We start from the raw sequence: 23352 nt of genomic DNA, 5'->3' as shown, positions 1-23352 counted from the left end.
CCTTGGCGAGCCGTTGGACATCGAACGCCTTGCACATCAGGCGCCGGCTCATTGGGAAAGCCCGCTGCGGTTGTCAAACTCGCCACTTTCAAGGAAGTACATGCGATAGAAGTTCGGGTCGTAATTGCGCAATTGCTCGCCGGGCAAGCTCGGCAGTTGCGCGTTGGCTGCCAAGGGTTGGACCAGGTGTGGGGTGACGATCATCAGCAGTTCGCGTTCTTCGCGGTTGATGGAATTGTCACGAAAGAACGCGCCGAGAATCGGCACGTCGCCCAGCCCTGGAAACTTGTTCACCTGGGAGCTGTTACGGGTGCTGATCAGGCCGCTGATGACAAAACTTTCGCCATCGGCCAGGGCGATGCTGGTATCGGTGCGGCGTACCGTGAGGGCGGGTACCAATGTCCCGGCGATGTTCACGGCGTTGGTGAAGTCCAGCTCACTGACCTCCGGCGCCACCTTCAAGACGATGCGATTCTTGCCGATGACGGTGGGGGTCAGGGTCAGGCGGATGCCGAACTCCTTGTACTCGATGGACACGTTGTCGCTGCCGGCACTGGGCACCGGGATCGGCACTTCGCCGCCGGCCAGGAAACTCGCACTCTGCCCGCTGAGGGCCACCAGGCTGGGCCGCGCCAGTGTGTAGGCGAAACCGCTGCCTTCCAGGGCGTTGATCATCAACAGGGTCTTACCGGTGGCGAACGACAGGTTGAACATGTCGTTATTGACCGGCAATGAAGGCCGGACCACACCGCCGATGGTGGGCAAGGTCCTTGGCGAACCGAACAGGAAATTGCCGCGGGTGCCGAAAATCGAGGTCGAGGCTTCCTTGAGCTTGGTCCGGCTGACTTCCACGAAACGGATGTCGGTCTGTACCTGGGCGAGCAGCATCGGGTCTTCGGAAGGCATGCTCGCAGCGCTCGTCAGCGCCTCAGTGGCCCGGCCTCTGACAAAGACCATGCTCTGGCGCGGTATTTTCGAACAGTCGGTCCAGACCATCAGGCTGGTGGCGCCGGGCGCCAGGCCCGTGAGAATGAAGGCATCGCTGCCACTGGGTTGCACATCGGCGATTTTCGGGTCGCCGACGGCCAGTTTCGTCACGGGGGCAAGGATGCGCAGTTCGCTCTGGAGCCCTTGGCCAACCTCGAAGGTCGCCGGCAAGCTGTCCAGTTGCGAACAGTTTGCCGTTGCGGCCTGAGCCGCCTCCAGGCCAAGACTCATCCAGAACAGGCCGTGAATGAAATGTTTTAAAACGGGTGCGGTGCGCTGGGTCATGAAGTGATCCTCGATGGAGAGGCCTTCCCTAGGCTTGCCTGATGCCTCGGATCACTTAAGAGGCCCGGGCTGCCCCTTTTCATCTCGCCAGCTTATTTAGTCAATGCCGGCGTCAGACCTCGTCGCTACCAGCAACGGGCGCATTACACCGGCCCGACTGAACGACAGGCAGCTTGCGAACAACCTTTCTGAGCCCCGGGATCTCCGGGATTGTCGAGGGCAGTGACGGTATCGATCAGGGCGTTTGAGGCACTTTTTACCGACCCCGTCCTCGCTTGTGTTTGACGGTAGTTCAAGCATGGCAAAGCGCCACGCCTCGGGACAAAAAAATGACTAAAAGCTGACGGGTGGGAAAGGCAGACAAAATTCGCGTCAATAATCTGTCTTTTCTTGCGGTTTTCGGTTGACGTATTCACATGGAAAGGATCAGCCGGCCGGCAAACAGAATCAGTACGACTCCCATGGTCCGCTCGAACCAATGGCCCATGCGCAGGAATACCTCCCGCACCTTTGCGCTGGAAAAAAACAGCGCCACGACGACGAACCACAGTGCGTTCACCAAGCACATCCAGACCCCATACAATGCCTGGATTTGCAGCGGCGTCGTCGCGCTGATCAACGTGGTGAAAATCGCCAGGAAGAACAGCGTGGCCTTGGGGTTGGTGGCGTTGGTCAGGAAGCCGGTGACAAAAGCTTTAAAGGGCGTTTGTCGGGCGATGGCCTGTTCGTTGTCCTGCTGGTTTTCAAGGGAGGACTTGGGTTGGCTGCGCAGCAGGCTGATGCCCAAGTAGATAATGTATGCTCCGCCCACGATCTTGGCCGCCGTCAGCAACCACGCGGTGGTATGCATCAGCGCACCGACGCCGAGCAAGGTGTAGAGGACATGCACCGAAATGCCAGCACCTATGCCCAGTGCCGTGCAGATCCCGACCCAGCGACCGAAGCGAACGCTCTGGCGAATCGTCACGGCGAAATCCGGACCGGGCGCGACCACCGCGAGAAAGTGGAGGGTAGCCAGGGTCAGAAATTCGCCAAGGTAGTTGGATAGCATTTCAACTCCAAAAGGTCAGGGGCGAGGAATCGCCGCGATAACCGACAAAAAACGAAAGGCTCAGGCGTGGGGCGGCCACACCGGGGCTGACCGAATGCATGTATCGCGAGTTGAACATGATGAAGTCGCCGGGTTGCGGTCGTACTTCCAGGGTCGGGCGGCCGAGCAGGGCGGGGTCTATGCCGTAGCTGTCGCCGCGCATTTCATCGAACAGCTCTGGGGAGACGTGCTTATCCCATATCTGCAGTGCGCCGCCTTCGGAGGGCATGTTGAGATAGAGGTTGCAGGCGAACTGGGCTTGCAGGCTGTGGGCCTGGAAACTGTCGGGCGCGTCCTTGGCGAAAATATCGTGATGGGCCAGGAAACACACGCCGGGTTTCACTACACGAGACAGGCCTACGTACATCTTTCGGCCGTAAAGGCTTTCCAGGTGCGCCCCTGCTGGCCAGGTTTCGTCGAGCATGCAGCGCAAGGTGTCGACTGGCGAGGAATACGGTGCACAACGGTTGCGCAGCTCGACGATATTGCGACCGGCCTGGCGGAAGTAGTCTTCCATCAGTGGTGGCTGATTCTCGGCCTCATAGAAAGCCATGCCGATGCGCCCGATGCTGGGGGCGTTGATATAACCTTCGAAACCGGGGGCAAGGATCTTGTTACCAATTTCAATGGCCAATGATTCCGACAGAAAGTTTTTCAAGCGCACAGCGAGCACTTCGCCATCTATCAATTTCTTGATACACCACTGATCGAGGTGCTCAACATCAAGCATCATGAGACAGGTCCGTCTGAATAGGGGGAGGGGCTTGCGAGCAATTCCTGGCCGCAAGGCTGAATATCAGGCCACGTGGTAGTGAACTGACAACATTCCTTTCTTTTGTGAAAGCGAGGCGATGGTGACGGCTCCCAGCTCTTGCAGCCGCCTGACATGGGTGCCGCCGCAGCCATAAGCCGCCAGCTCACCGAAGCCGACTTCCCGGGTGCCTTGGCGAAGTGCGATCAGGCGCGGCAGGTCCGCGGCGATCCATACATCGATGCCCTGTTGGATGATCGATACATCCAGCTCCTCAAAGTGTTCGCCGGGCTGGAACTGTACGCGGCTTTCTCCGGGCCAGTGGTGGGCCTTGATCGGCTTCCAGCCACGGCTTTCGGCGAAATGCCCGATCAGATGCCCGGCCGAGTGCAGGCGTGAATTGAGCAACCGCCGCTGTTCATCCACGCGGATCGCGACCATGCCCGGGGCTATCGGACGGTCGACGTAATGAATGATCTGCTGCCCGTCCTGAATGACGCGCATGACCTGGCTTTCACCTATCCAGCCAGTGTCGCAAGGCTGGCCGCCGCCCTGGGGGTGGAACAGGGTGGCGCGCAGCACCACGGCATATTCATTCTCCTGGGGGCTGCATTCCAGGACTTCCACGTTGGCCTTGAGGTCATCGCTGTGGAAAAAGAGGCGAAGCGTCATGGTCCATACCCACATCCAGAAATTGTGACGGGATTATAGGTAGCGTGTAAAAGGGTGATAATTCGTTCGAATTTCAAAGGACTGTTGCGCCATGAGCACAAATCTACCGTTGCCGTTGCTTGCCGAAATGGCCATCTTCGTCAAGGTCGTGGAGACCGGCAGTTTTTCCGAAGCGGCCCGTCAATCAGGCTCATCGCCGTCGGCCATCAGCCGCAGCATTTCCCGCCTGGAGAAAGCCCTGGCGACCCGATTGTTGCAGCGCACCACCCGCAAGTTGCGTTTGAGCGATGGCGGGGAAGAGGTGTTCAAGCGCTGCCAGGAAATGGTCGCCGCCGCTCGGTCGGTGATGGAAATCAGCGGCCAGTTCACCCAGGAAGCGCAAGGACGTATCCGCGTCAGTGTGCCCAAGGCAGTGGGGCGTTTCGTGATTCATCCGCACATGCCTGAATTCTTGCGCCGTTATCCCAAGGTCGATGTGGAGCTGTTCCTGGAAGATCGACAGGTCGACTTGATCGATGATCATGTCGACCTGGCCATCCGGATTACCGATCAACCGCCGGCCGGCCTGGTGGGGCGCCAATTGCTGACCATTGACCACTTGCTCTGCGCCACGCCGCAATACCTGGCGGAACACGGTGTTCCCATGCATCCCCACGATCTGCTGGAGCACAGCTGCGTTTACCTGGGAGAAACCCCGAACGATGCGCGCTGGAAATTCAAGAAGGGCAGCAAGGCCGTCACCGTAGCCGTGCGCGGACGCTATGCGGCCAATCACACGGGCGTGCGGTTGGGGGCGGTTTTGCAGCACATCGGCATCGGTAGCCTGCCGTATTTTACCGCCCGACATGCCTTGGAACAGGGGTTGATCGTGCAGGTGCTGGCTGACTGGACGTTCCTGGCTTCCTACCACGGTGGCTTGTGGTTGCTGCATTCGCCGACCCGCTACCTGCCGCCGAAGCTGCGGGTGTTCATTGATTATCTGGTGGAGTGCCTGGCGAAGGAGCCGACCTTGAACAAAGTGGGCACAGGGAGTCGGTCCGGCAAGGTCGCGGCGCACTATGAGTTGCCGGAGAGTGATGGGTTGTTCTGACGGGCGCCATCGCGAGCAAGCTCGCTCCTACACTGGTTGCGTTGATCATAGGAGTTCATGTCCGCTACAGCCCCCTGTGGGAGCGAGCTTGCTCGCGATGAGGCCCATCCAGGCAACACACTTTGCCCAGACAAAAAAAGGCCCGCAGGGTAACCGTGCGGGCCTTTTGCATGACGGGTCGTTATCAGTGCTTGCTGTCCTGGTCCGACATCGCCAGCAATTGCTTTTCCTGGTTCCAGTCGAAAGGCTCGTCGTTCTGCTCGGCTTCGAAACGACGCTCTTCCAGGGCTTGGTACAGGGCGATTTCTTCGTCGGGCATGTAGTGCAGGCAGTCACCGGCGAAGTACCAGAGCAGGTCGCGAGGCACCAGGTGGGCGATCTGTGGATAACGGACGATTACCTGGCACAGCAGGTCCTGACCCAGGTACTGGCTTTCGATCGGGTCGACGGGCAGTTGCGCGCGCAATTCGTCGAAGCGCTCCAGGAACAAGGCGTGGCTTTCTTCGGGCACCTGTTCGGCCTCACCCACGGCGACCAGGATGCTGCGCAAGTGGTCAAGCAAGATAAGGTGATCGGCAACGATGTTGGACACGAGATAAGTCCTCAAGAGCAAAACGGGCGCAGGAGTATAAAGCCCTTGCGCCCGCTTTTATAGGTGATGCACGTACCTGGTCGTCAGGTCACCGGACTTTGTCCTGCGCCAGTGTCAGCTCATCCTTATCGAAATCATCCACATCGATGACCTTGCGCCGCGCCGCCTCGGCCGCGCGCAAGGTCTGCGCTTCGCCGGCTTGCAGCACACCGGCTTCCAGCGCCGCATCGATGAGGGGTTCGCCTGGTGCGGGGTTGAGCTGGCCCTGCTTGAGCGCTCCGTGCAGTTTCTTGTGCAGCGGATGGGCGGCCGCCAGCAGATCGGCGGCGTGTTGCAGGGCGCCCACCGGGTCGTCGGTCGATTGCGGACGATAGCAACCTCGCAACAACTCTTCGAGGGTCGGGTCACCCTTGGGTCGGCCAATGACCGCGGCCACCTCGGCGTCGAGCCTGTCGCTCGGGCCTTTGTGACGACGACCGAAGGGGAACACCACCAGGCGCAACAGGCAACCCAGTACCCGGTTCGGAAAGTTGCCCAGCAGCTCATCCAGCGCGTGTTCCGCCTGGCCGAGGCTTTCCTCCATGGCCCAGTTGAACAGCGGCGCCATGTGCTCCGGCGAATCGAGGTCGTGATAACGCTTGAGCGCGGCGGACGCCAGGTACAGGTTGCTCAAGACATCGCCCAAGCGGGCCGACAGGCGTTCGCGGCGTTTGAGCTCGCCGCCCAGCAGCATCATGCTCAGGTCTGCCAGAAGGGCGAATGCCGCTGCCTGGCGGTTGAGGGCGCGAAAATAACCCTGGCTCAAGGCATTGCCGGGTGCTCTCTCGAAATGCCCCAGGCCCAAGTTGAGCACCAGGGTGCTGGCGGCGTTGCTGACTGCGAAACCGATGTGCTTGAGCAACAAGGCATCGAACTCGACCAGTGCCTGGTCCTTGTCTTCACGGGTCGCCAAGGCCATTTCCTTGAGCACGAACGGATGGCAGCGAATGGCGCCCTGGCCGAAGATCATCAGGTTGCGCGACAGAATGTTCGCGCCTTCGACCGTGATGAAGATCGGCGCACCTTGCCAACTGCGACCCAGGTAATTGTTCGGGCCCATGATGATGCCCTTGCCACCATGCACGTCCATGGCGTGGCTGATGCACTCGCGACCGCGTTCGGTCAGGTGGTACTTGAGAATGGCCGACAGCACCGAGGGTTTTTCCCCCAGGTCCACCGCGTTGGCGGTCAGCATGCGTGCCGCATCCATCATCCAGGCATTGCCGCCGATGCGCGCCATGGCTTCCTGGATGCCTTCGAATGCCGACAACGGTACGTTGAACTGCTCGCGCACCTGGGCGTACTGGCCCGTTACCAGGCTGGTGAACTTCGCTGCACCGGTGCCCACCGCCGGCAGGGAAATCGAGCGTCCGACCGACAGGCAGTTCATCAGCATCATCCAGCCCTTGCCGAGCATGGCCTGGCCACCAATCAGGAAGTCCAGCGGGATGAACACGTCCTTGCCCCAGTTCGGCCCGTTCATGAACGCGGCGCCGAGGGGCAGGTGACGGCGGCCGATGTGCACACCAGGGGTGTCGGTGGGAATCAAGGCGAGGCTGATGCCCAGGTCCTCTTCGTCACCCAGCAGGTGGTCGGGGTCATACGCCTTGAATGCCAGGCCCAAGAGGGTGGCCACCGGGCCGAGGGTGATGTAGCGCTTTTCCCAGTTCAGGCGCAGGCCGAGGGTTTCCTGGCCCTCCCATTCACCCTTGCAGATGATGCCGGTGTCGGGCATGGCTCCGGCGTCGGAGCCGGCCAGCGGCCCGGTCAGGGCGAAGCAGGGAATATCGTCGCCACGGGCCAGTCGCGGCAGGTAGTGGTCGCGTTGTTCGTCGGTGCCGTAGTGCAGCAGCAGTTCCGCCGGGCCGAGGGAGTTGGGGACCATGACGGTGGAGGCCAGGTCGCCGCTGCGGGTGGCCAGTTTCATCGCCACCTGGGAGTGGGCATAGGCGGAGAAACCCTTGCCACCATATTCCTTGGGGATGATTAGCGCGAAGAACCCGTGCTCCTTGATATGGGCCCAGGCTTCAGGTGGCAGGTCCATGGCTTGGCCGATCTGCCAGTCGCTGACCATCGCGCAGAGTGCTTCGGTGGGGCCGTCGAGGAACGCCTGCTCTTCCTCGGTCAGTCGCACCTTGGGGTAAGACAGCAACAAGTCCCAGTCCGGGCGGCCGCTGAACAGTTCGCCGTCCCACCACACCGTACCGGCATCGATGGCGTCGCGCTCGGTCTCGGACATGGGCGGCAGGGTTTTCTGGAACCAGTCGAACATCGGCGCACTGAAATATTTGCGGCGCAGGTCCGGTAGCAGCAGCGGGGCCGCGACAGCCGCGAGCGCCACCCAGAGGATCAGCAGCAGCCAGCCGGGCGCATGGCTGAAAATGCCCATGGCCAACAGGTAGACCGCGACGATACCCAGCGCGGGCAGCGGGTCGGTGCGCCGATGCGCCAGCCAGGCGATCCCGACGACCAAGACCAGTATCCACAACAACAGCATATGTAATCCTCCGTGAACCAAGGCAAAACCGACCTTCAGAGCTTAGACGGCATCTGCAAAACCGGCGGTCAGCGCGATGTGATTGATTTCGTGGGAAACCCTGGGTTCATTGCGCCAGTCTGGTTGGCAACAGCCGTGGGAAATCGTTCGTTATCAAAGTGAGAAAACGCCATTGTTTGGCCGGAATGCCGTTATCGCTGGGCTGGGGCTGTGGATAGACTCGTGTTTTCCCGGTGCCAATACACCAACCCTTGTGGTGAAGACACTTACTGTGGCGAGGGAGCTTGCTCCCGCTCGGTTGCGCAGCAACCGTAAAAGCTGGGGGCCGCTACGCATCCCAGCGGGAGCAAGCTCCCTCGCCACAAGGATCGGGTTCGGCATACCAGCGGTGATTTTCCCAAGAGGTCTTCCTTTTATGCAGCAATACCTGAACCCCAGCCGCTTCACCGACAGCGACCACCCCGCGGTCATCGACTTCGCCGAAACCCACCGCGGCGCCGATCGCGACCCGCTGGCCCAGGCGGTCAGCCTGTATTACGCCGTGCGCGAGGCGGTGCGCTACAACCCCTACACCTTCAGCCGTGACCCGGAGACCCTGCGGGGCAGTTACGCGTTGATGGCCGGCGAAAGCTATTGCGTGCCCAAGGCCACCTTGCTGGCCGGCTGTGCCCGGCATTGCGGCATCCCGGCGCGTATTGGCCTGGCGGACGTCCGTAATCACCTGTCTACGCCGCGCCTGCTGGAATTGCTCAGGAGCGACGTGTTTGCCATGCACGGTTATACCGAGCTGTACCTGAACGACCGCTGGGTCAAGGCCACGCCGGCTTTCAACCAGGGGTTGTGCGAGTTGTTCGATGTGGCCCCGCTGGAGTTCGACGGTCGCCACGACAGCGTCTTCCACCCGTTCAATCGGCAAGGGGCGAAGCTGATGGAGTACGTCACCGAGCACGGCCAGTTCGCCGATGTGCCCGAGGCCTTCTTCTTCGAACACCTGGAAAAATGCTATCCGCACCTGTTCGGCGAGCAGGTGCCGCTCTTGCTCGGCGACATGCAGGGCGATTTGAGTCGCGCCTGATCCGGCGTATGCTGCTGCGGCATTTATCCATCGAGGACGCCGTGATGCTGAAGATATGGGGCCGGAAAAATTCATCGAATGTGCGCAAGGCGTTGTGGTGCGCAGAAGAGTTGGGGCTGGCCTACGAGGCCATCGATGCCGGCGGGGCATTCGGTGTGGTGGACACGCCCGAGTACCGTGCGAAAAACCCCAACGGCCGCGTGCCGATGATCGAAGACGACGGCTTCGTACTTTGGGAATCCAACACCATCGTGCGCTACCTGGCGGCGCGCCATGCGTCGGGCTCGGCCTGGTATCCGGCTGACGTGCAGGCACGGGCCCAGGCTGAGAAGTGGATGGACTGGACCACATCCAGCTTTGCCGCACCGTTTCGCACGGTGTTCTGGGGCGTCTTGCGTACCCCGGCCGAACAACAGGACTGGGCGGCCATCGATGCGGCGATCCAGGAATGTGACGACTTGCTGGCGATGGTCGAGCAGCCCTTGAGCGAGCAACCTTACCTGTCGGGTGATGAAATCGGCATGGGCGACATTCCCCTGGGCAGTTTCATTTATGCCTGGTTCGAGATGCCCATCCAGCGCGCCGAGCGGCCTGGTGTGCAGGCCTGGTACGCGCGGTTGCAGGAGCGTACGGCCTACCGCAAGGCCGTCATGACCGCGTTGACTTAATACTTACTATCGACACACTTGACTGTACTTGTGCGGCGACGCCAAGCACCATTGCCTTCGTGCGCCGTGGTTGTATTGCTCGCCGCCCGCCCTTATCTATTCTTTTCTTCCCTCCCTTCTTGGTGCGTAATCCGATATGAGTTCCGCTCTGTCCATCCGGCAGTTAACCAAAACCTACGGCAACGGTTTCCAGGCCCTGAGTGGTATCGATCTGGATGTCGCCGAAGGTGATTTCTTCGCCTTGCTCGGCCCTAACGGTGCCGGCAAATCCACCACCATCGGCATTCTTTCCACCCTGGTGAACAAGACCAGCGGCACGGTGAATGTCTTTGGTCACGACCTGGATCGCGAGCCCGCCGCCCTCAAGCGTTGCATCGGCGTGGTGCCCCAGGAGTTCAATTTCAACCAGTTCGAAAAGACCTTCGACATCGTCGTGACCCAGGCCGGTTACTACGGCATCCCGCCGAAGATCGCCAACGAGCGCGCCGAGCAGTACCTGACCCAACTGGGCCTGTGGGACAAGCGTGACGTGCCGTCCCGCTCGCTGTCCGGCGGCATGAAACGTCGACTGATGATCGCCCGCGCGTTGGTGCATGAGCCGCGCCTGCTGATCCTCGACGAGCCGACCGCTGGCGTGGACATCGAGCTGCGTCGTTCGATGTGGAGCTTCCTGACCGAGCTGAACCAGAAAGGCATCACCATCATCCTCACCACCCACTATCTGGAAGAGGCTGAGCAGTTGTGCCGCAACATCGGCATCATCGACCACGGCACCATTGTCGAGAACACCAGCATGCGCCAGTTGCTCAGCCAACTGCATGTGGAGACCTTCCTGCTGGACCTGAAAGGCGACCTGGCGACCGCGCCCCAGCTCATCGGTTATCCGGCTCGCCTGGTGGACAGCCACACCCTGGAAGTGCAAGTGGACAAAGCCGCGGGCATCACAGGCTTGTTCACCCAACTGGCCCTGCAAAACATTGAAGTGCTGAGCTTGCGCAACAAAACCAATCGCCTCGAGGAGTTGTTCGTGTCCCTGGTAGAGAAAAATCTGGCGAAGGTGGCGGTATGAGCATGAGTTCCGAACTGCGCCCCAACCTCATCGCCCTCAATACCATCGTCTACCGTGAAGTCCGCCGCTTCATGCGGATCTGGCCGCAGACGCTGCTGCCGCCGGCCATCACCATGGTCCTGTACTTCGTGATCTTCGGTAACCTGATCGGCCGGCAGATCGGCGACATGGGTGGCTTCACGTACATGGACTACATCGTGCCGGGGCTGATCATGATGTCGGTGATCACCAACTCCTACGGCAACGTCGTATCGAGCTTCTTCGGCAGCAAGTTCCAGCGCTCGATCGAAGAGTTGATGGTGTCGCCGGTGTCGCCCCATACGATCCTCGTTGGCTACACCTTGGGCGGCGTGCTGCGCGGCCTGGCGGTGGGCCTGATCGTGACGCTGCTGTCGTTGTTCTTCACCGATCTGCAGGTGCATCACTTGGGGGTGACGGTCTTGGTGGTGGTGCTCACGGCCACGATCTTTTCGCTGCTGGGTTTCATCAATGCCGTGTTTGCGCGCAACTTCGATGACATCTCCATCATCCCGACGTTCGTGCTCACGCCGCTGACCTACCTGGGCGGGGTGTTCTACTCGATCTCCCTGCTGCCGCCGTTCTGGCAGACCGTGTCCCTGGCCAACCCGGTGCTGCACATGGTCAACGCCTTTCGCTACGGCATCCTCGGTGTGTCGGACATCAAGATCAGCATCGCCATCACCTTCATGCTGGTGGCGACCGTGGTGCTCTACATCGGTTGCGCGCGGTTGCTGGTCAGCGGGCGCGGGATGCGGACCTGACCCCGAACTCCCCTGTGGGAGGGCACAAGATTTGTGTTCACTAGAGATCCAGTGTGGGAGCGAGCTTGCTCGCGATGGCGGCGGTACATCCAACACCGATGCAAGCTGACCCACCGCTTTCGCGAGCAAGCTCGCTCCCACAGGGGGGCAGTCAATGCACCACAAAAAAGGCCTCCATTCCCAGGAGGCCTTTGTGCATCTCACATCCGGCTTTTCTTGCGCCGCCGCCACTGCCGCGCCACCCACCAGCGCCAATAACTCATGGTGACGAAGTAGGCCAGGGCGCCGAGCACCAGGCCGGTCACCACCGAGCCCAGCAGGAACGGTTGCCACAAGGTGGACAACTGGCCGCTGATCCATTCCCAGGTCAGTTCTTCGGGCAGCGTCCGGGCGGGTACGTCCATCAGCCAGGCGCCGGTCTGGTAGGTGCAGAAAAACACCGCCGGCATGGTGATCGGGTTGGTCAGCCACACCAGGCTCACCGCAATCGGCATATTGCCGCGCACCGTAACGGCCAGCGCCGCGGCCAGCAACATCTGCAACGGGATCGGCAGGAACGCGGCGAACAGGCCAACGGCCATCGCCCGGGCCACTGAGTGCCGATTGAGGTGCCAAAGATTGGGATCGTGCAGCAGGGTACCGAGAAAACGTAAGGACTTATGTTCCCGAATGCTTTCTGGGTCTGGCATGTAACGTTTGAATAGGCGCCGGGGCATAAGGCTTCTCGGTCGGTTCAACGCAATTAAAGCCGCAAGTATGTCTGGATTCTACGGCTGGCAGATTCAGACTTTGTGACAATTGATAACGCCAGCGGTGCCGCGAACCGTCTATGCCTGAAGGGGGCACTCTCAAGGACGGGTTATGCGCACAGGATTAGTCGCGCTTGCACTGGGGCTGGTGGCCCCGATTTTTTTACCGGCACTGCCGCCGTTGTGGCTGGTTGCAGCCATGCCGCTGCTGGCGTTGATGGTGTTGCCGTTTCGAACCTACCCGCTGGGTTTTTTCCTGTTCGGGCTGGCCTGGGCCTGCCTGTCGGCGCAGTGGGCGCTGGACGACCGGTTACCCGCTACCCTGGACGGAGAAACCCGCTGGGTCGAAGGGCGCGTCGTCGGTTTGCCGCAACAGGGCGACGGCGTGGTGCGCTTCGGACTGGCCGATGTCCAATCACGTCGTACCCGGTTACCGAAAACGCTGCGCCTCGCCTGGTTTGGTGGCCCGCCCATCAACAGCGGCGAACGCTGGCGATTGGCAGTGAAGCTCAAGCGACCCGCCGGGTTGCTGAACCCGCACGGCTTCGATTATGCCGCCTGGTTGTTGAGCCGGGGTATCGGCGCGACCGGGACGATCAAGCAAGGGCGTCTCCTGCAAGCGGCCCGGGGCGCCTGGCGTGACGAGGTGCGCCAGGCGCTGGCACAGGTCGATGCCTACGGCCGCTCCGGTGCGCTGGCGGCATTGGTCCTGGGTGACGGTGGCGGGCTGAGTCGCGAGGATTGGCAGGTGTTGCAGGACACCGGCACCGTTCATTTGCTGGTAATTTCCGGGCAACACATCGGCCTGCTTGCCGGCCTGGTGTACCTGCTGGTGGCCGGCGCGGCGCGTTATGGCCTTTGGCCGGCGGGGCTCGCGTGGTTGCCTTGGGCCTGTGCGCTGGCCTTTTGCGCCGCCCTGGGCTACGGCTTGCTCGCCGGGTTCGAGGTGCCGGTGCGACGGGCCTGCGCGATGATCGGCCTGGTGTTGTTGTGGCGCTTGCGCTTCAAGCAGCCTGATCCCTGGTGGGCTTGGCTACTGGCCTTCGCCGGGGTGCTGGTGTTCGACCCGCTCGCCAGCCTGCGGCCGGGATTTTGGTTGTCGTTCGCGGCCGTCGCCATCTTGATGTTCACCTTTGGTGCTCGCCTGGGGCCCTGGCGCTGGTGGCAAACCTGGACCCGAGCCCAGTGGCTGGTTGCGCTCGGCCTGTGTCCGCTGCTGTTGATCGTGGGCTTGCCGGTCAGCCTCAGCGGACCGCTGGTGAACTTGATCGCGGTGCCGTGGATCAGCCTGCTGGTCTTGCCGCCGGCGCTGCTCGGCACGGCGTTGTTGCCGGTGCCGCTCATCGGTGAAGGGCTGCTGTGGATCGCCGGCGGTTTACTCGATCTGCTGTTCAGGGGGCTGGCGTTGGTGGCCGGGCGATTGCCCGCCTGGGTGCCGGTTGCGGTCCCGTCCTGGGCCTTGGGTATCGCCGCCCTGGGGGCTTTTTTGCTGCTATTGCCCAAAGGGGTGCCGCTGCGCTTGCTGGGGTGGCCGATGGTCTTGCTGATGGTGTTCCCGCCGCGAGAGAACCTGCCGCCAGGGCACGCCGAGGTCTGGCAACTGGACGTCGGCCAAGGACTGGCGGTGCTGGTACGCACCCGGCATCACACCTTGCTTTACGACGCCGGGCCGCGTTTTGGCGAGGCCGACGTGGGCGAACGTGTCGTGCTGCCGACCTTGCGTAAACTCGGCGTGCACGGCTTGGACCTGATGCTTCTCAGCCATGCCGACGCCGATCATGCCGGCGGCGCCCGCGCCGTGCGCAAGGGACTGCCGACGATGGAAGTGATCAGTGGCGATCCCGACGCGCTGCCTGAGCAATTGCAGGCTGGGCCTTGCGACAGCGGCAGGCGTTGGGAGTGGGATGGCGTCGGGTTCGAGCTGTGGCGGTGGGCCTCTGCCGTCGAAAGCAACCAGAAGTCCTGCGTGCTGCTGGTGGAGGCCGGCGGCGAACGCCTGCTGCTGACCGGCGATATCGACACCCACGCCGAGCGCGCCCTGCTCGACGAAGCCTTGGCGCTGCCGATCCAGTGGCTGGCCGCGCCTCATCACGGCAGCCGCAGCTCGTCGTCGATGGCCTTGCTGTCGCGCCTCAAGCCGCATTCGGTGCTGATCTCCCGAGGGCAGGGCAACGCGTTCGGTCATCCCCATCCCCAAGTGATGGCCCGGTACCGCCGCTCGGGCCTGGCGATTTACGACAGCGCCGAGCAGGGTGCCATTCGTCTGCAACTGGGCGCGTTCGAGTTGCCGCGCACCGAGGCCGGGCACCGACGCTACTGGCGCGATCCGCCCGGCGTCGGGCCACCGCGGCAACATTGATCCAGGGCAATCGGCGGATGCGCTTATCGGCGGAGCGGGTCTGCAAGGCGAGTCTGTGTGATAAAGTGGCGCACTTTTTCGAGGGGGCAGTCACTGTGTGGGAATTGGTCAAATCCGGCGGCTGGATGATGTTGCCGATCATTCTGAGTTCCATCGCGGCACTGGGTATCGTTGCCGAACGCCTGTGGACCCTGCGGGCCAGCCGCGTGACGCCGGAGCATCTGCTCGGGCAGGTCTGGGTCTGGATCAAGGACAAGCAGCTGAACAAGGACAAGCTCAAGGAGCTGCGGGCCAGTTCGCCGCTGGGGGAAGTCCTCGCGGCTGGCCTGGCGAACTCCAAGCATGGTCGCGAGATCATGAAGGAGTGCATCGAGGAGGCCGCCGCCCGGGTCATCCATGAACTGGAGCGCTACATCAATACCCTGGGCACCATCGCCGCCATGTCCCCGCTGCTGGGCCTGCTGGGTACGGTGTTGGGCATGATCGACATCTTCAGCGCATTTACCGGTTCCGGCATGACCACCAACGCCGCAGTACTGGCGGGGGGGATTTCCAAGGCCCTGATCACCACCGCCGCTGGCCTGATGGTCGGTATTCCGGCGGTGTTCTTCCATCGATTCCTGCAACGCCGCGTCGACGAGTTGGTGGTGGGCATGGAGCAGGAAGCCATCAAGCTGGTCGAGGTGGTGCAGGGTGATCGTGACGTGGACCTGGCTGGGGGCAAGAAGTGAAATTCCGCCGCAAGCCCCGGGAAAACATCGAGATCAACCTTGCGTCGCTGATCGACGTGGTGTTCATCCTGCTGCTGTTTTTCGTCGTGACCACCACGTTCACCCGGGAAACCCAGCTCAAGGTTGAATTGCCGGAAGCCGTCAGCGGCTCGCCGGCCGAAGACCAGCAACTCAAGAACCTGGAAGTCACTATCAGCGCCGAAGGGGCGTTTTCGGTGAACAACCAATTGCTGCCCAAGAGCGACCTGGCGAGCCTGATCGAGGCCTTGCAGAAAGAGTCTGGCGGCGACACCAGCCTGCCGCTGTCCATCAGCGCCGACGGCAAGACCCCTCATCAATCGGTGATCACCGCCATGGACGCGGCCGGCAAGCTTGGTTTCAGCCATCTGCGCATGACCACGGTCGAGGCGGCTCCGGCACCCTGATGGCCATGTCCGATCGATTGCTTGCCGCGTGGTATGATGGTCACCCGGCCCTGACCCTGCTGCGCCCACTGGAGTGGTTGTACCGGCGGGTGGTGGTGGGCAAGCGCGAGCGTTTCCTGGCAGGTGAAGGCCTGATCTACCAGCCGCCCGTGCCGTTGGTGGTGGTGGGCAATATCACTGTTGGGGGCACCGGCAAGACGCCGTTGATCCTGTGGCTGATCCAGCACTGCCAGCGCAGTGGCCTGCGGGTCGGGGTGGTCAGCCGGGGCTATGGTGCCAAGCCGCCGCAACTGCCGTGGCGGGTCGCGGCCGAGCAGGGCGCCGATGTCGCGGGGGACGAGCCGCTGTTGATCGTCCAGCGCACGGGCGTGCCGCTGATGATCGACCCCGATCGCAGTCGCGCGGTCCAGGCGCTGCTGGAGAGCGAACCGCTGGACCTGATCCTGTCCGACGATGGCATGCAGCATTATCGATTGGCCCGGGACCTTGAGCTGGTGCTGATCGACAGCGCCCGCGGCCTCGGCAACCGACGTTGCCTGCCCGCCGGGCCATTGCGCGAGCCAGTGGAGCGCCTGCAATCGGTCGACGCCGTGCTGTACAACGGTGCCAGTGCCGACCGCGAAGACGGCTTCGCCTTCCAACTGCGTCCCACCGAACTGGTGAACCTGGCGAGCGGCGAGCGCCGTCCCCTCGACCATTTTCCATCCGGCCAGGCCTTGCACGCCGTGGCCGGCATCGGCAATCCCCAGCGTTTCTTCAAGACCCTCGAAACGCTACACTGGCGGCCCATACCGCACGGGTTTGCCGACCATGCGGAATACAGCGCCCAGGCCTTGAATTTCACGCCATCCCTGCCGGTGGTCATGACGGAAAAAGACGCGGTCAAATGCCGTGCCTTCGCCGCGCCCGACTGGTGGTACCTGGCGGTGGATGCCGTGCCGTCGCCGGCCTTCGCGGCCTGGTTCGATACGCAGTTGATGCGCCTGTTGCCGGATCGGCTCTTGCCTTAACACCTTTTACCCAAGGGAATTCCATGGACACCAAACTGCTCGATATTCTGGCCTGCCCGGTCTGCAAAGGCCCGCTCAAGCTCAGCGCCGACAAGACCGAACTGATCAGCAAGGGCGCCGGCCTGGCTTACCCGATTCGCGACGGCATCCCGGTGATGCTCGAAAGCGAAGCCCGTACCCTGACCACCGACGAGCGCCTGGATAAATGACTACCGCCTTTACCGTTGTCATTCCGTCGCGCTTTGCCTCGACGCGCCTGCCCGGCAAGCCGCTGCTGTCGATTGCCGGCAAGCCGATGATCCAGCATGTCTGGGAACAGGCCTGCAAAAGCAACGCCCAGCGCGTCGTGGTGGCGACTGACGATGCGCGCATCGTCGAGGCCTGCAAGGGCTTTGGCGCCGAGGTCGTACTGACGCGCGAAGACCATAATTCCGGCACCGATCGCCTGGCGGAAGTCGCGGCGAAGCTTGGTCTGGCCGCCGACGCGATCGTCGTCAATGTGCAAGGTGACGAGCCGTTGATCCCGCCGAGCGTGATCGATCAGGTCGCCGCCAACCTCGCGGCCCACACCGAAGCGCGCATGGCCACCCTGGCCGAGCCGATCGAGGATGTGCAGACCTTGTTCAACCCCAACGTGGTCAAGGTGGTCAGCGACCTCAATGGCCTGGCATTGACCTTCAGCCGTGCGACGTTGCCCTGGGCGCGGGATGCCTTCGCCCAAGACCGCGACGTGCTGCCAGAAGGCGTGCCGTACCGCCGTCACATCGGCATTTACGCCTACCGCGCCGGTTTCCTCCAGGACTTCGTCACCTGGGGCCCGTGCTGGCTGGAAAACACTGAAGCGCTGGAACAACTGCGGGCCTTGTGGCATGGCGTGCGGATCCATGTCGCCGATGCGTTGATCGCCCCGCCGACCGGTGTCGACACCGCCGAAGACCTCGAGCGCGTTCGTCGCCTGCTGGAGGCCTGATGCGGGTCCTGTTCGTCTGCCTCGGCAATATCTGCCGCTCGCCCACCGCCGAAGGCATCTTGCGCCACAAGCTGCGCGAGGCCGGGCTGGCCGGGCAGGTGGAAGTCGCTTCCGCCGGCACCGGTGACTGGCATGTCGGCAAGGCCCCGGACAAGCGCAGCCAGGCCGCCGCCCTGCGGCGTGGCTACGACTTGTCGGCCCAGCGCGCGCAACAAGTGACGCGCGCCGACTTTGCCGCCTACGACCTGATCCTGGCGATGGACAGCAGCAACCTGCGCAACCTCCAGGCCCTGCAACCGGCGAAGGGCAGGGCCGAGCTGGATCTGTTCCTGCGGCGCTACGAAGCCGAACTCGACGATGTGCCGGACCCGTACTACGACGGCGAGCAGGGCTTCGAGCAGGTGCTGGACTTGATCGAGCGCGCCACGGATCGCCTGGTGATCGAATTGAAGGGGCGGTTATGACCTTGCAGGTGCGGGCGGGCGTCAGCCTCAAGCCCTTCAACAGTTTTGGCGTGGACGTCAGCGCCCGCTTGTTCGCCGAAGCCCACAGCGACGCCGATGTACGCCAGGCGCTGGACTACGCCAGCGAGCATGTCGTACCGTTGCTGGTGATCGGCGGCGGCAGCAACCTGCTGCTGACCGGCGACATCGACGCCTTGGTGGTGCGCATGGCCAGCCAGGGGATCCGCCTGCTCAGCGATGACGGCGAGCGGGTGGTGGTCGAGGCCGAAGCCGGGGAACCCTGGCATCCCTTCGTCCAGCACACGCTGGCGCAAGGCTGGTCGGGCCTGGAAAACCTCAGCCTGATTCCCGGTACTGTAGGCGCGGCACCGATGCAAAACATCGGCGCCTACGGTGTGGAGATCAAGGATGTCTTCGCTGGCCTCACCGCGCTGGATCGCCAGACCGGCGAATTGCACGAGTTCACCCTCGAAGAATGCCGTTTCGCCTACCGTGACAGCCTGTTCAAGCAACAGGCCGGGCGCTGGTTGATCCTGCGGGTGCGTTTCGCCCTCAGTCGCGCTGCGCACTTGCACTTGGAGTATGGCCCGGTCCGCCAGCGATTGACCGAGCAGGGCATCGATCAGCCGACGCCGACGGATGTGAGCCGGGCCATTTGCAGCATCCGCAGCGAAAAACTCCCCGACCCGGCCGTGCTGGGCAATGCCGGCAGCTTCTTCAAGAACCCGCTGGTGCCGGCCGCGCACGTGACGCATCTCAAGCAGCAATACCCCGACCTGGTGGCTTATCCACAGCCTGGCGGGCAGATGAAAATCGCTGCTGGCTGGCTGATCGAACGGGCCGGCTGGAAGGGTTTTCGCGAGGGCGATGCCGGGGTGCACAAGTTGCAGGCGTTGGTGCTGGTCAACTACGGCAACGCTACCGGCCCGCAATTGTTGGACCTGGCCCTGCGCATCCAGAAAGACATTGCCGAATGTTTCCAGGTCGAGCTGGAAATGGAACCCAATCGGTACTGAGCGGCCTTCTCGCAATCGCCTGAAAAAACGCCCTGCACACCCTGCGCACGATCATTTGTGCAGGATTGTGCAGGGCGTTTTGCTTGATCCTGGGTTAATTTAGCCTCCTGACGATGCGACCATCGCATCCAAAAGGCCCGATGCAGACGCCTGCGTGCGCTTGCATAAGAGAGCCTGATCAGCCTGAGCCAGTCTGCGCGAACCGAACCGCTAACCCAGCGGCAGATTGCTCGACCCCATCATTCGATCACTGTGCGGGCGTGCCCATGATTACCCTGAAACTCAATGGAAAAGACCATCAACTGGATGTGACCGAGGACATGCCGCTGCTCTGGGCTATCCGGGATGTGGCCGGTTACAACGGCACCAAATTCGGCTGCGGCATGGGCCTGTGCGGCGCCTGCACCATCCACATCGACGGTGCCCCGGCGCGCAGCTGCATCACGCCGATCGGCTCGGTGAAAGGGCAGCCCATCAGCACCATCGACGGGCTTCACGCCGATCCGGTCGGGCAAGTCGTCCAGAAGGCCTGGCTCGATACCGCTGTGGCCCAATGTGGTTACTGCCAGGGCGGGCAGATCATGTCCGCCACGGCGCTGCTCAAGACCAACCCCAACCCGAGCGATGAGCAGATCGAGGAAGCCATGGTCGGCAACCTCTGCCGTTGCGGCACCTACAACCGGATCAAGACCGCGATCCGCCAAGCCTCCACTCACCTGAAGGAGGCCAAGGCATGAGCCGCTTGCCCGATGATTTCGTGCTGAGCAACCTCAGCCGTCGTGGTTTCCTCAAGGGCGCGAGCGCCACCGGTGTGCTGGTGCTGGCGGCCACGTGGGGCCTGCCGGATGCCTTTGCCGAAGAGAAGAAATTCGGCGCCGAGGGCATGCCCCATGGCGCGGTCGACGATCCCAAGGTCTATGTGAGCATTGCCGCCGATGGCAGCGTGACCGTGATCTGCAACCGTTCGGAAATGGGCCAGGGCGTGCGCACCAGCCTGAGCATGGTCGTGGCCGATGAGCTGGAGGCCGACTGGGCACTCATCAAGGTCAAGCAGGCGCCGGCCGATGAGGCGCGTTTCGGCAACCAGGATACCGACGGCTCGCGCAGCATGCGTCACTGGTTCGAGCCGATGCGCCGTTGCGGGGCCGCCGCCCGGACCATGCTGGAACTGGCCGCCGCTGCGCAGTGGAAGGTGCCAGTAGGCGAATGCCGTGCCCAGCTGCATAAGGTGGTGCACCAGCCTTCGGGGCGCGAATTGGGCTATGGCGAGTTGGCCGCTGCCGCGAGCGCCTTGCCAGTACCCGCCCGTGACAGCCTGCGCCTCAAGCAGCCGTCCGAGTTCCGCTATATCGGCCAGGAAGCGAGCCGGGCCATCGATGGCGCGGACATCGTCAACGGTCGCGCAGTCTTCGGGGCTGACGTGCATTTCGACGGCATGCTCTACGCCGTCATCGCGCGTCCGCCGGTCTATGGTGGCAAGGTCAAGAGCGTGGACAGCAGCGCGGCGTTGAAGGTGCCGGGCGTAGTCAAGGTGGTGTCGATTGAAGGGCGGCCGCTGCCCTCGGAGTTCCAGCCGTTGGGCGGCGTGGCGGTGGTGGCGAAGAACACCTGGGCGGCGATCAAGGGCCGCGAGGCCCTGAAGATCCAGTGGGACGACGGCCCGAATGCCGGCTACGACTCCATTGCCTATCGCAAGGAGTTGGAAGCGGCGGCCCTCAAGCCTGGAAAAGTCGTGCGCAGCAGCGGCGACCTCGACGATGCGCTGGCCAAGGCTGATTCGACATGGGAGGCATCGTATTACTTGCCGCACCTGTCGCAATCGCCTATGGAACCGATGGTTGCCGTCGCCCGGTTCAAGGACGGCCAATGCGAGGCCTGGGCACCGAGCCAGGCGCCGCAGGTCACTCGTGAACGCGTCGCTGAACGCCTGGGCATTCCTTTCGAGAAGGTCACGGTGAATATCACCTTGTTGGGCGGCGGTTTCGGACGCAAGTCGAAACCCGATTTTGTCGTCGAAGCGGCGGTGCTCGCCAAGGAGTTTCCTGGCCAGGCCGTACGCGTGCAGTGGACCCGTGAGGACGATATTCACCACTCGTATTTCCACACCGTGTCGGCCGAATACCTGAAGGCTGGCTTGAACAAGGACGGCATGCCTTCCGGTTGGCTGCATCGCACGGTGGCCCCGACCATCACCGCATTGTTTGCACCGGGCATGACCCACGAGGCGCCGTTCGAAGTGGGCATGGGCGTGACCAACATGGCTTACGCCATTCCCAATCTGCGCCTGGAAAACCCCGAGGCGGTGGCCCATACCCGGGTGGGCTGGTACCGCTCGGTGTCGAACATTCCCCATGGTTTTGCAATCCAGAGCTTCATTGACGAGTTGGCCCACAAGGCCGGCCAGGATCCGCTGAAGTACCACCTCAAGCTGCTGGGCCCGGACCGCAAGATCGATCCGAATAGCCTCAATGACAGTTGGAACTACGGCGAATCCCCCGAGCGTTATCCGATCGATACGGCGCGGATCCGCACGGTGCTGGAAACCGCTGCGAAGGCGGCCGGTTGGGGGCGCGAGTTGCCCAAGGGCCGAGGGTTGGGGCTGGCGGTGCATTACAGCTTCGTCACCTACGTGGCGGCGGCGATTGAAGTCGAGGTCAAGGATGACGGCACGGTGATCGTGCACAAGGCGGACATCACCGTGGACTGCGGTCCGCAGATCAACCCCGAACGCATCCGCTCACAGTTCGAAGGCGCCTGTGTCATGGGCCTGGGCAATGCGATGGTGGGCGAGATCAGCTTCAAGGACGGCAAGGTGCAGCAGGACAACTTCCATATGTATGAAATCGCGCGCATGTCCCTGGCGCCCAAGGAAGTGGCGGTGCATCTGGTCACGCCGCCGGGCGAGGTGCCGTTGGGCGGTGTCGGCGAGCCGGGCGTGCCGCCGATTGCGCCAGCCTTGTGCAACGCGATCTTCGCCGCCACGGGCAAGCGTATCCGTAACCTGCCTGTGCGCTATCAGCTGCAAGGCTGGCAACAGGCCAAGGCCTGATGGACAGCGTCGATCTGAATGTCTTGCGCAGCGTGCTTGAATGGCGTCGCGCCGGGCAGCGGGTGGTGTTGTTCACCGTGGTCCAGACCTGGGGCACCGCGCCCAGGCCGCCGGGGGCGATGCTGGCCCTGCGTGAAGATGGCGTGGTGATTGGTTCGGTGTCGGGCGGTTGTGTCGAGGATGACCTGATCGCCCGGTTGCACGACGGCCGCATTCCGGCGGACGGTCCGCCGGTGCAACTGATCACCTATGGCGTTACTCGCGAAGAGGCGGCGCGCTTCGGCCTGCCGTGCGGTGGCACCCTGCGCCTGACCGAAGAGCGGGTGGGCGATCCGCATTGGGTCGCCCAGTTGCTGGAGCGTTGCGAGGCCCATGAAATCGTTGCCCGTGAGCTGACCGTCGCCAGCGGCAACGTGGTCTTGACCCCGGCCAGCAAGACCGACGCTTTGATGTTCGATGGGCAGGTGTTGCGGGCCATTTACGGCCCGCGTTGGCGGCTGCTGCTGATCGGGGCCGGACAACTGTCGCGCTACGTGGCGGAAATGGCCCGGCTGCTGGATTTCGAGGTGCTGATCTGCGATCCGCGCAAGGAGTTCGTCTACGGTTGGGAGGAGCAGCATGGGCGCTTCGTCTCCGGCATGCCTGACGAAGCGGTGCTGAGCATCCAGACGGACGAGCGCACGGCCATTGTGGCCCTCACCCATGACCCACGTCTGGACGACATGGCGCTGCTCACGGCGCTGGACTCCAAGGCTTTTTATGTCGGCGCCCTGGGTTCGCGGGTCAACAGCCAGAAGCGCCGGGACAACCTGGCTCAGCTAGGCTTGTCAGCAGAGGCCATTGAACGCTTGCATGGACCGATTGGCTTGCACATCGGCAGTCACACCCCGGCGGAAATCGCCTTGTCGTTGCTGGCGGAAATCGTGGCCATCAAGAATGGCGTGGAGCTGCGGCAGAAAAAGCCGCTGTAAGCCATGGGCAA

Annotated in this window: 23 protein-coding genes; 16 read left to right on the top strand and 7 right to left on the bottom strand. The window is 62.6% G+C overall.

The features are described from left to right. Positions 1 to 48 precede the first annotated feature (48 nt). From ACLH0I_RS21120 to ACLH0I_RS21105, 4 genes are all read right to left on the bottom strand, one after another. Positions 49 to 1272 (bottom strand): type II and III secretion system protein family protein, encoded by a 1224-nt coding sequence (locus tag ACLH0I_RS21120; protein WP_250962523.1) that lies wholly within the window; start codon positions 1270 to 1272, stop codon positions 49 to 51. Positions 1273 to 1684: 412 nt separating this feature from the next. Continuing rightward, complete coding sequence (locus tag ACLH0I_RS21115) at positions 1685 to 2323, bottom strand: LysE family translocator (RefSeq protein WP_250962524.1); 639 nt, start codon at positions 2321 to 2323, stop codon at positions 1685 to 1687. Between the two features lies 1 nt (position 2324). Further along, on the bottom strand, positions 2325 to 3095 hold the full coding sequence (locus ACLH0I_RS21110; protein WP_250962525.1) for a 2OG-Fe(II) oxygenase: 771 nt from the start codon (positions 3093 to 3095) through the stop codon (positions 2325 to 2327). A 63-nt stretch (positions 3096 to 3158) separates the two neighbouring features. Further along, positions 3159 to 3785: an alanyl-tRNA editing protein gene (locus ACLH0I_RS21105; RefSeq protein ID WP_250962526.1), complete on the bottom strand. Its 627-nt coding sequence runs from the start codon at positions 3783 to 3785 to the stop codon at positions 3159 to 3161. Between the two features lie 91 nt (positions 3786 to 3876). Between ACLH0I_RS21105 and ACLH0I_RS21100 the strand changes: the two genes are divergently transcribed. Next, a complete protein-coding gene (locus tag ACLH0I_RS21100) occupies positions 3877 to 4875 on the top strand; it encodes a LysR substrate-binding domain-containing protein (RefSeq protein ID WP_411385298.1) in 999 nt (332 codons plus the stop codon). A gap of 184 nt (positions 4876 to 5059) precedes the next feature. On the opposite strand, the gene ACLH0I_RS21095 is transcribed toward ACLH0I_RS21100, so the two are convergent. Both ACLH0I_RS21095 and ACLH0I_RS21090 read right to left on the bottom strand, forming a co-directional pair. Beyond that, positions 5060 to 5467 (bottom strand): PA2817 family protein, encoded by a 408-nt coding sequence (locus ACLH0I_RS21095; RefSeq protein WP_186707174.1) that lies wholly within the window; start codon positions 5465 to 5467, stop codon positions 5060 to 5062. Between the two features lie 88 nt (positions 5468 to 5555). Continuing rightward, positions 5556 to 8003 carry an acyl-CoA dehydrogenase gene (locus ACLH0I_RS21090; RefSeq protein WP_411385297.1) on the bottom strand — a complete coding sequence of 816 codons (2448 nt, stop codon included), beginning with the start codon at positions 8001 to 8003 and terminating at the stop codon, positions 5556 to 5558. A 415-nt stretch (positions 8004 to 8418) separates the two neighbouring features. Here ACLH0I_RS21090 and ACLH0I_RS21085 point away from each other — a divergent pair, with 415 nt between their 5' ends. The 4 genes from ACLH0I_RS21085 to ACLH0I_RS21070 all read left to right on the top strand — a co-directional run bounded on the left by ACLH0I_RS21085 (position 8419) and on the right by ACLH0I_RS21070 (position 11597). Then, positions 8419 to 9078, top strand: a complete 660-nt coding sequence (locus tag ACLH0I_RS21085) for a transglutaminase-like domain-containing protein (RefSeq protein WP_411385296.1) — start codon at positions 8419 to 8421, stop codon at positions 9076 to 9078. 44 nt (positions 9079 to 9122) lie between these two features. Next, the gene (locus tag ACLH0I_RS21080; protein WP_411385295.1) at positions 9123 to 9746 is read left to right on the top strand and encodes a glutathione S-transferase family protein; all 624 of its coding nucleotides are present in this window, start codon (positions 9123 to 9125) and stop codon (positions 9744 to 9746) included. A gap of 136 nt (positions 9747 to 9882) precedes the next feature. Beyond that, positions 9883 to 10815 carry an ABC transporter ATP-binding protein gene (locus ACLH0I_RS21075; RefSeq protein WP_186707178.1) on the top strand — a complete coding sequence of 311 codons (933 nt, stop codon included), beginning with the start codon at positions 9883 to 9885 and terminating at the stop codon, positions 10813 to 10815. Positions 10816 to 10817: 2 nt separating this feature from the next. Continuing rightward, positions 10818 to 11597: an ABC transporter permease gene (locus ACLH0I_RS21070; protein ID WP_411387542.1), complete on the top strand. Its 780-nt coding sequence runs from the start codon at positions 10818 to 10820 to the stop codon at positions 11595 to 11597. Positions 11598 to 11797: 200 nt separating this feature from the next. Here ACLH0I_RS21070 and ACLH0I_RS21065 read toward each other — a convergent pair whose 3' ends face one another. Then, positions 11798 to 12313: a DUF2062 domain-containing protein gene (locus ACLH0I_RS21065; RefSeq protein WP_046063671.1), complete on the bottom strand. Its 516-nt coding sequence runs from the start codon at positions 12311 to 12313 to the stop codon at positions 11798 to 11800. A gap of 145 nt (positions 12314 to 12458) precedes the next feature. Here ACLH0I_RS21065 and ACLH0I_RS21060 point away from each other — a divergent pair, with 145 nt between their 5' ends. The 11 genes from ACLH0I_RS21060 to ACLH0I_RS21010 all read left to right on the top strand — a co-directional run bounded on the left by ACLH0I_RS21060 (position 12459) and on the right by ACLH0I_RS21010 (position 23341). Next, complete coding sequence (locus ACLH0I_RS21060; protein WP_411385294.1) at positions 12459 to 14705, top strand: DNA internalization-related competence protein ComEC/Rec2; 2247 nt, start codon at positions 12459 to 12461, stop codon at positions 14703 to 14705. Between the two features lie 95 nt (positions 14706 to 14800). After that, positions 14801 to 15436, top strand: coding sequence for a MotA/TolQ/ExbB proton channel family protein (locus ACLH0I_RS21055; protein ID WP_024616893.1), 636 nt, complete (start codon positions 14801 to 14803; stop codon positions 15434 to 15436). Next, positions 15433 to 15861 (top strand): ExbD/TolR family protein, encoded by a 429-nt coding sequence (locus ACLH0I_RS21050; protein ID WP_250962532.1) that lies wholly within the window; start codon positions 15433 to 15435, stop codon positions 15859 to 15861. Before ACLH0I_RS21055 ends, ACLH0I_RS21050 begins: the two co-directional genes overlap by 4 nt. Further along, complete coding sequence (gene lpxK, locus ACLH0I_RS21045) at positions 15861 to 16871, top strand: tetraacyldisaccharide 4'-kinase (RefSeq protein WP_411385293.1); 1011 nt, start codon at positions 15861 to 15863, stop codon at positions 16869 to 16871. Before ACLH0I_RS21050 ends, lpxK begins: the two co-directional genes overlap by 1 nt. Before the next feature lie 23 nt (positions 16872 to 16894). Continuing rightward, on the top strand, positions 16895 to 17080 hold the full coding sequence (locus ACLH0I_RS21040) for a Trm112 family protein (RefSeq protein ID WP_003179363.1): 186 nt from the start codon (positions 16895 to 16897) through the stop codon (positions 17078 to 17080). Then, positions 17077 to 17841 (top strand): 3-deoxy-manno-octulosonate cytidylyltransferase, encoded by a 765-nt coding sequence (gene kdsB / locus ACLH0I_RS21035; RefSeq protein ID WP_186707182.1) that lies wholly within the window; start codon positions 17077 to 17079, stop codon positions 17839 to 17841. The genes ACLH0I_RS21040 and kdsB overlap by 4 nt, the downstream gene beginning before the upstream one ends. Then, positions 17841 to 18305 carry a low molecular weight protein-tyrosine-phosphatase gene (locus ACLH0I_RS21030; protein WP_186707183.1) on the top strand — a complete coding sequence of 155 codons (465 nt, stop codon included), beginning with the start codon at positions 17841 to 17843 and terminating at the stop codon, positions 18303 to 18305. The genes kdsB and ACLH0I_RS21030 overlap by 1 nt, the downstream gene beginning before the upstream one ends. Continuing rightward, positions 18302 to 19321 (top strand): UDP-N-acetylmuramate dehydrogenase, encoded by a 1020-nt coding sequence (gene murB, locus ACLH0I_RS21025; protein WP_411385292.1) that lies wholly within the window; start codon positions 18302 to 18304, stop codon positions 19319 to 19321. Before ACLH0I_RS21030 ends, murB begins: the two co-directional genes overlap by 4 nt. Positions 19322 to 19587: 266 nt before the next feature. Further along, positions 19588 to 20058: a (2Fe-2S)-binding protein gene (locus tag ACLH0I_RS21020; RefSeq protein ID WP_250962537.1), complete on the top strand. Its 471-nt coding sequence runs from the start codon at positions 19588 to 19590 to the stop codon at positions 20056 to 20058. Further along, positions 20055 to 22370: a molybdopterin cofactor-binding domain-containing protein gene (locus ACLH0I_RS21015; RefSeq protein WP_411385291.1), complete on the top strand. Its 2316-nt coding sequence runs from the start codon at positions 20055 to 20057 to the stop codon at positions 22368 to 22370. The genes ACLH0I_RS21020 and ACLH0I_RS21015 overlap by 4 nt, the downstream gene beginning before the upstream one ends. Then, entirely contained in the window at positions 22370 to 23341 is a 972-nt protein-coding gene (locus ACLH0I_RS21010) for an XdhC family protein (protein WP_411385290.1), read from the top strand. The genes ACLH0I_RS21015 and ACLH0I_RS21010 overlap by 1 nt, the downstream gene beginning before the upstream one ends. Positions 23342 to 23352: the final 11 nt, after the last annotated feature.

The organism is Pseudomonas sp. MPB03 (assembly GCF_046605385.1).
Lineage (GTDB): Bacteria > Pseudomonadota > Gammaproteobacteria > Pseudomonadales > Pseudomonadaceae > Aquipseudomonas > Aquipseudomonas zanjanensis.
The sequence above is the reverse complement of the archived record's forward strand: the minus strand, read 5'-3'. Positions and strand labels throughout refer to the sequence as shown.

Excerpts from the sequence above, each read along its gene's own strand:
- ACLH0I_RS21120 (WP_250962523.1), bottom strand. The coding sequence starts at position 1,272 with ATGACCCAGCGCACCGCACCCGTTTTAAAACATTTCATTCACGGCCTG.
- ACLH0I_RS21115 (WP_250962524.1), bottom strand. The coding sequence starts at position 2,323 with ATGCTATCCAACTACCTTGGCGAATTTCTGACCCTGGCTACCCTCCAC.
- ACLH0I_RS21110 (WP_250962525.1), bottom strand. The coding sequence starts at position 3,095 with ATGATGCTTGATGTTGAGCACCTCGATCAGTGGTGTATCAAGAAATTG.
- ACLH0I_RS21105 (WP_250962526.1), bottom strand. The coding sequence starts at position 3,785 with ATGACGCTTCGCCTCTTTTTCCACAGCGATGACCTCAAGGCCAACGTG.
- ACLH0I_RS21100 (WP_411385298.1), top strand. The coding sequence starts at position 3,877 with ATGAGCACAAATCTACCGTTGCCGTTGCTTGCCGAAATGGCCATCTTC.
- ACLH0I_RS21090 (WP_411385297.1), bottom strand. The coding sequence starts at position 8,003 with ATGCTGTTGTTGTGGATACTGGTCTTGGTCGTCGGGATCGCCTGGCTG.
- ACLH0I_RS21085 (WP_411385296.1), top strand. The coding sequence starts at position 8,419 with ATGCAGCAATACCTGAACCCCAGCCGCTTCACCGACAGCGACCACCCC.
- ACLH0I_RS21080 (WP_411385295.1), top strand. The coding sequence starts at position 9,123 with ATGCTGAAGATATGGGGCCGGAAAAATTCATCGAATGTGCGCAAGGCG.
- ACLH0I_RS21075 (WP_186707178.1), top strand. The coding sequence starts at position 9,883 with ATGAGTTCCGCTCTGTCCATCCGGCAGTTAACCAAAACCTACGGCAAC.
- ACLH0I_RS21070 (WP_411387542.1), top strand. The coding sequence starts at position 10,818 with ATGAGTTCCGAACTGCGCCCCAACCTCATCGCCCTCAATACCATCGTC.
- ACLH0I_RS21065 (WP_046063671.1), bottom strand. The coding sequence starts at position 12,313 with ATGCCCCGGCGCCTATTCAAACGTTACATGCCAGACCCAGAAAGCATT.
- ACLH0I_RS21060 (WP_411385294.1), top strand. The coding sequence starts at position 12,459 with ATGCGCACAGGATTAGTCGCGCTTGCACTGGGGCTGGTGGCCCCGATT.
- lpxK (WP_411385293.1), top strand. The coding sequence starts at position 15,861 with ATGGCCATGTCCGATCGATTGCTTGCCGCGTGGTATGATGGTCACCCG.
- ACLH0I_RS21040 (WP_003179363.1), top strand. The coding sequence starts at position 16,895 with ATGGACACCAAACTGCTCGATATTCTGGCCTGCCCGGTCTGCAAAGGC.
- kdsB (WP_186707182.1), top strand. The coding sequence starts at position 17,077 with ATGACTACCGCCTTTACCGTTGTCATTCCGTCGCGCTTTGCCTCGACG.
- ACLH0I_RS21030 (WP_186707183.1), top strand. The coding sequence starts at position 17,841 with ATGCGGGTCCTGTTCGTCTGCCTCGGCAATATCTGCCGCTCGCCCACC.
- murB (WP_411385292.1), top strand. The coding sequence starts at position 18,302 with ATGACCTTGCAGGTGCGGGCGGGCGTCAGCCTCAAGCCCTTCAACAGT.
- ACLH0I_RS21020 (WP_250962537.1), top strand. The coding sequence starts at position 19,588 with ATGATTACCCTGAAACTCAATGGAAAAGACCATCAACTGGATGTGACC.
- ACLH0I_RS21015 (WP_411385291.1), top strand. The coding sequence starts at position 20,055 with ATGAGCCGCTTGCCCGATGATTTCGTGCTGAGCAACCTCAGCCGTCGT.
- ACLH0I_RS21010 (WP_411385290.1), top strand. The coding sequence starts at position 22,370 with ATGGACAGCGTCGATCTGAATGTCTTGCGCAGCGTGCTTGAATGGCGT.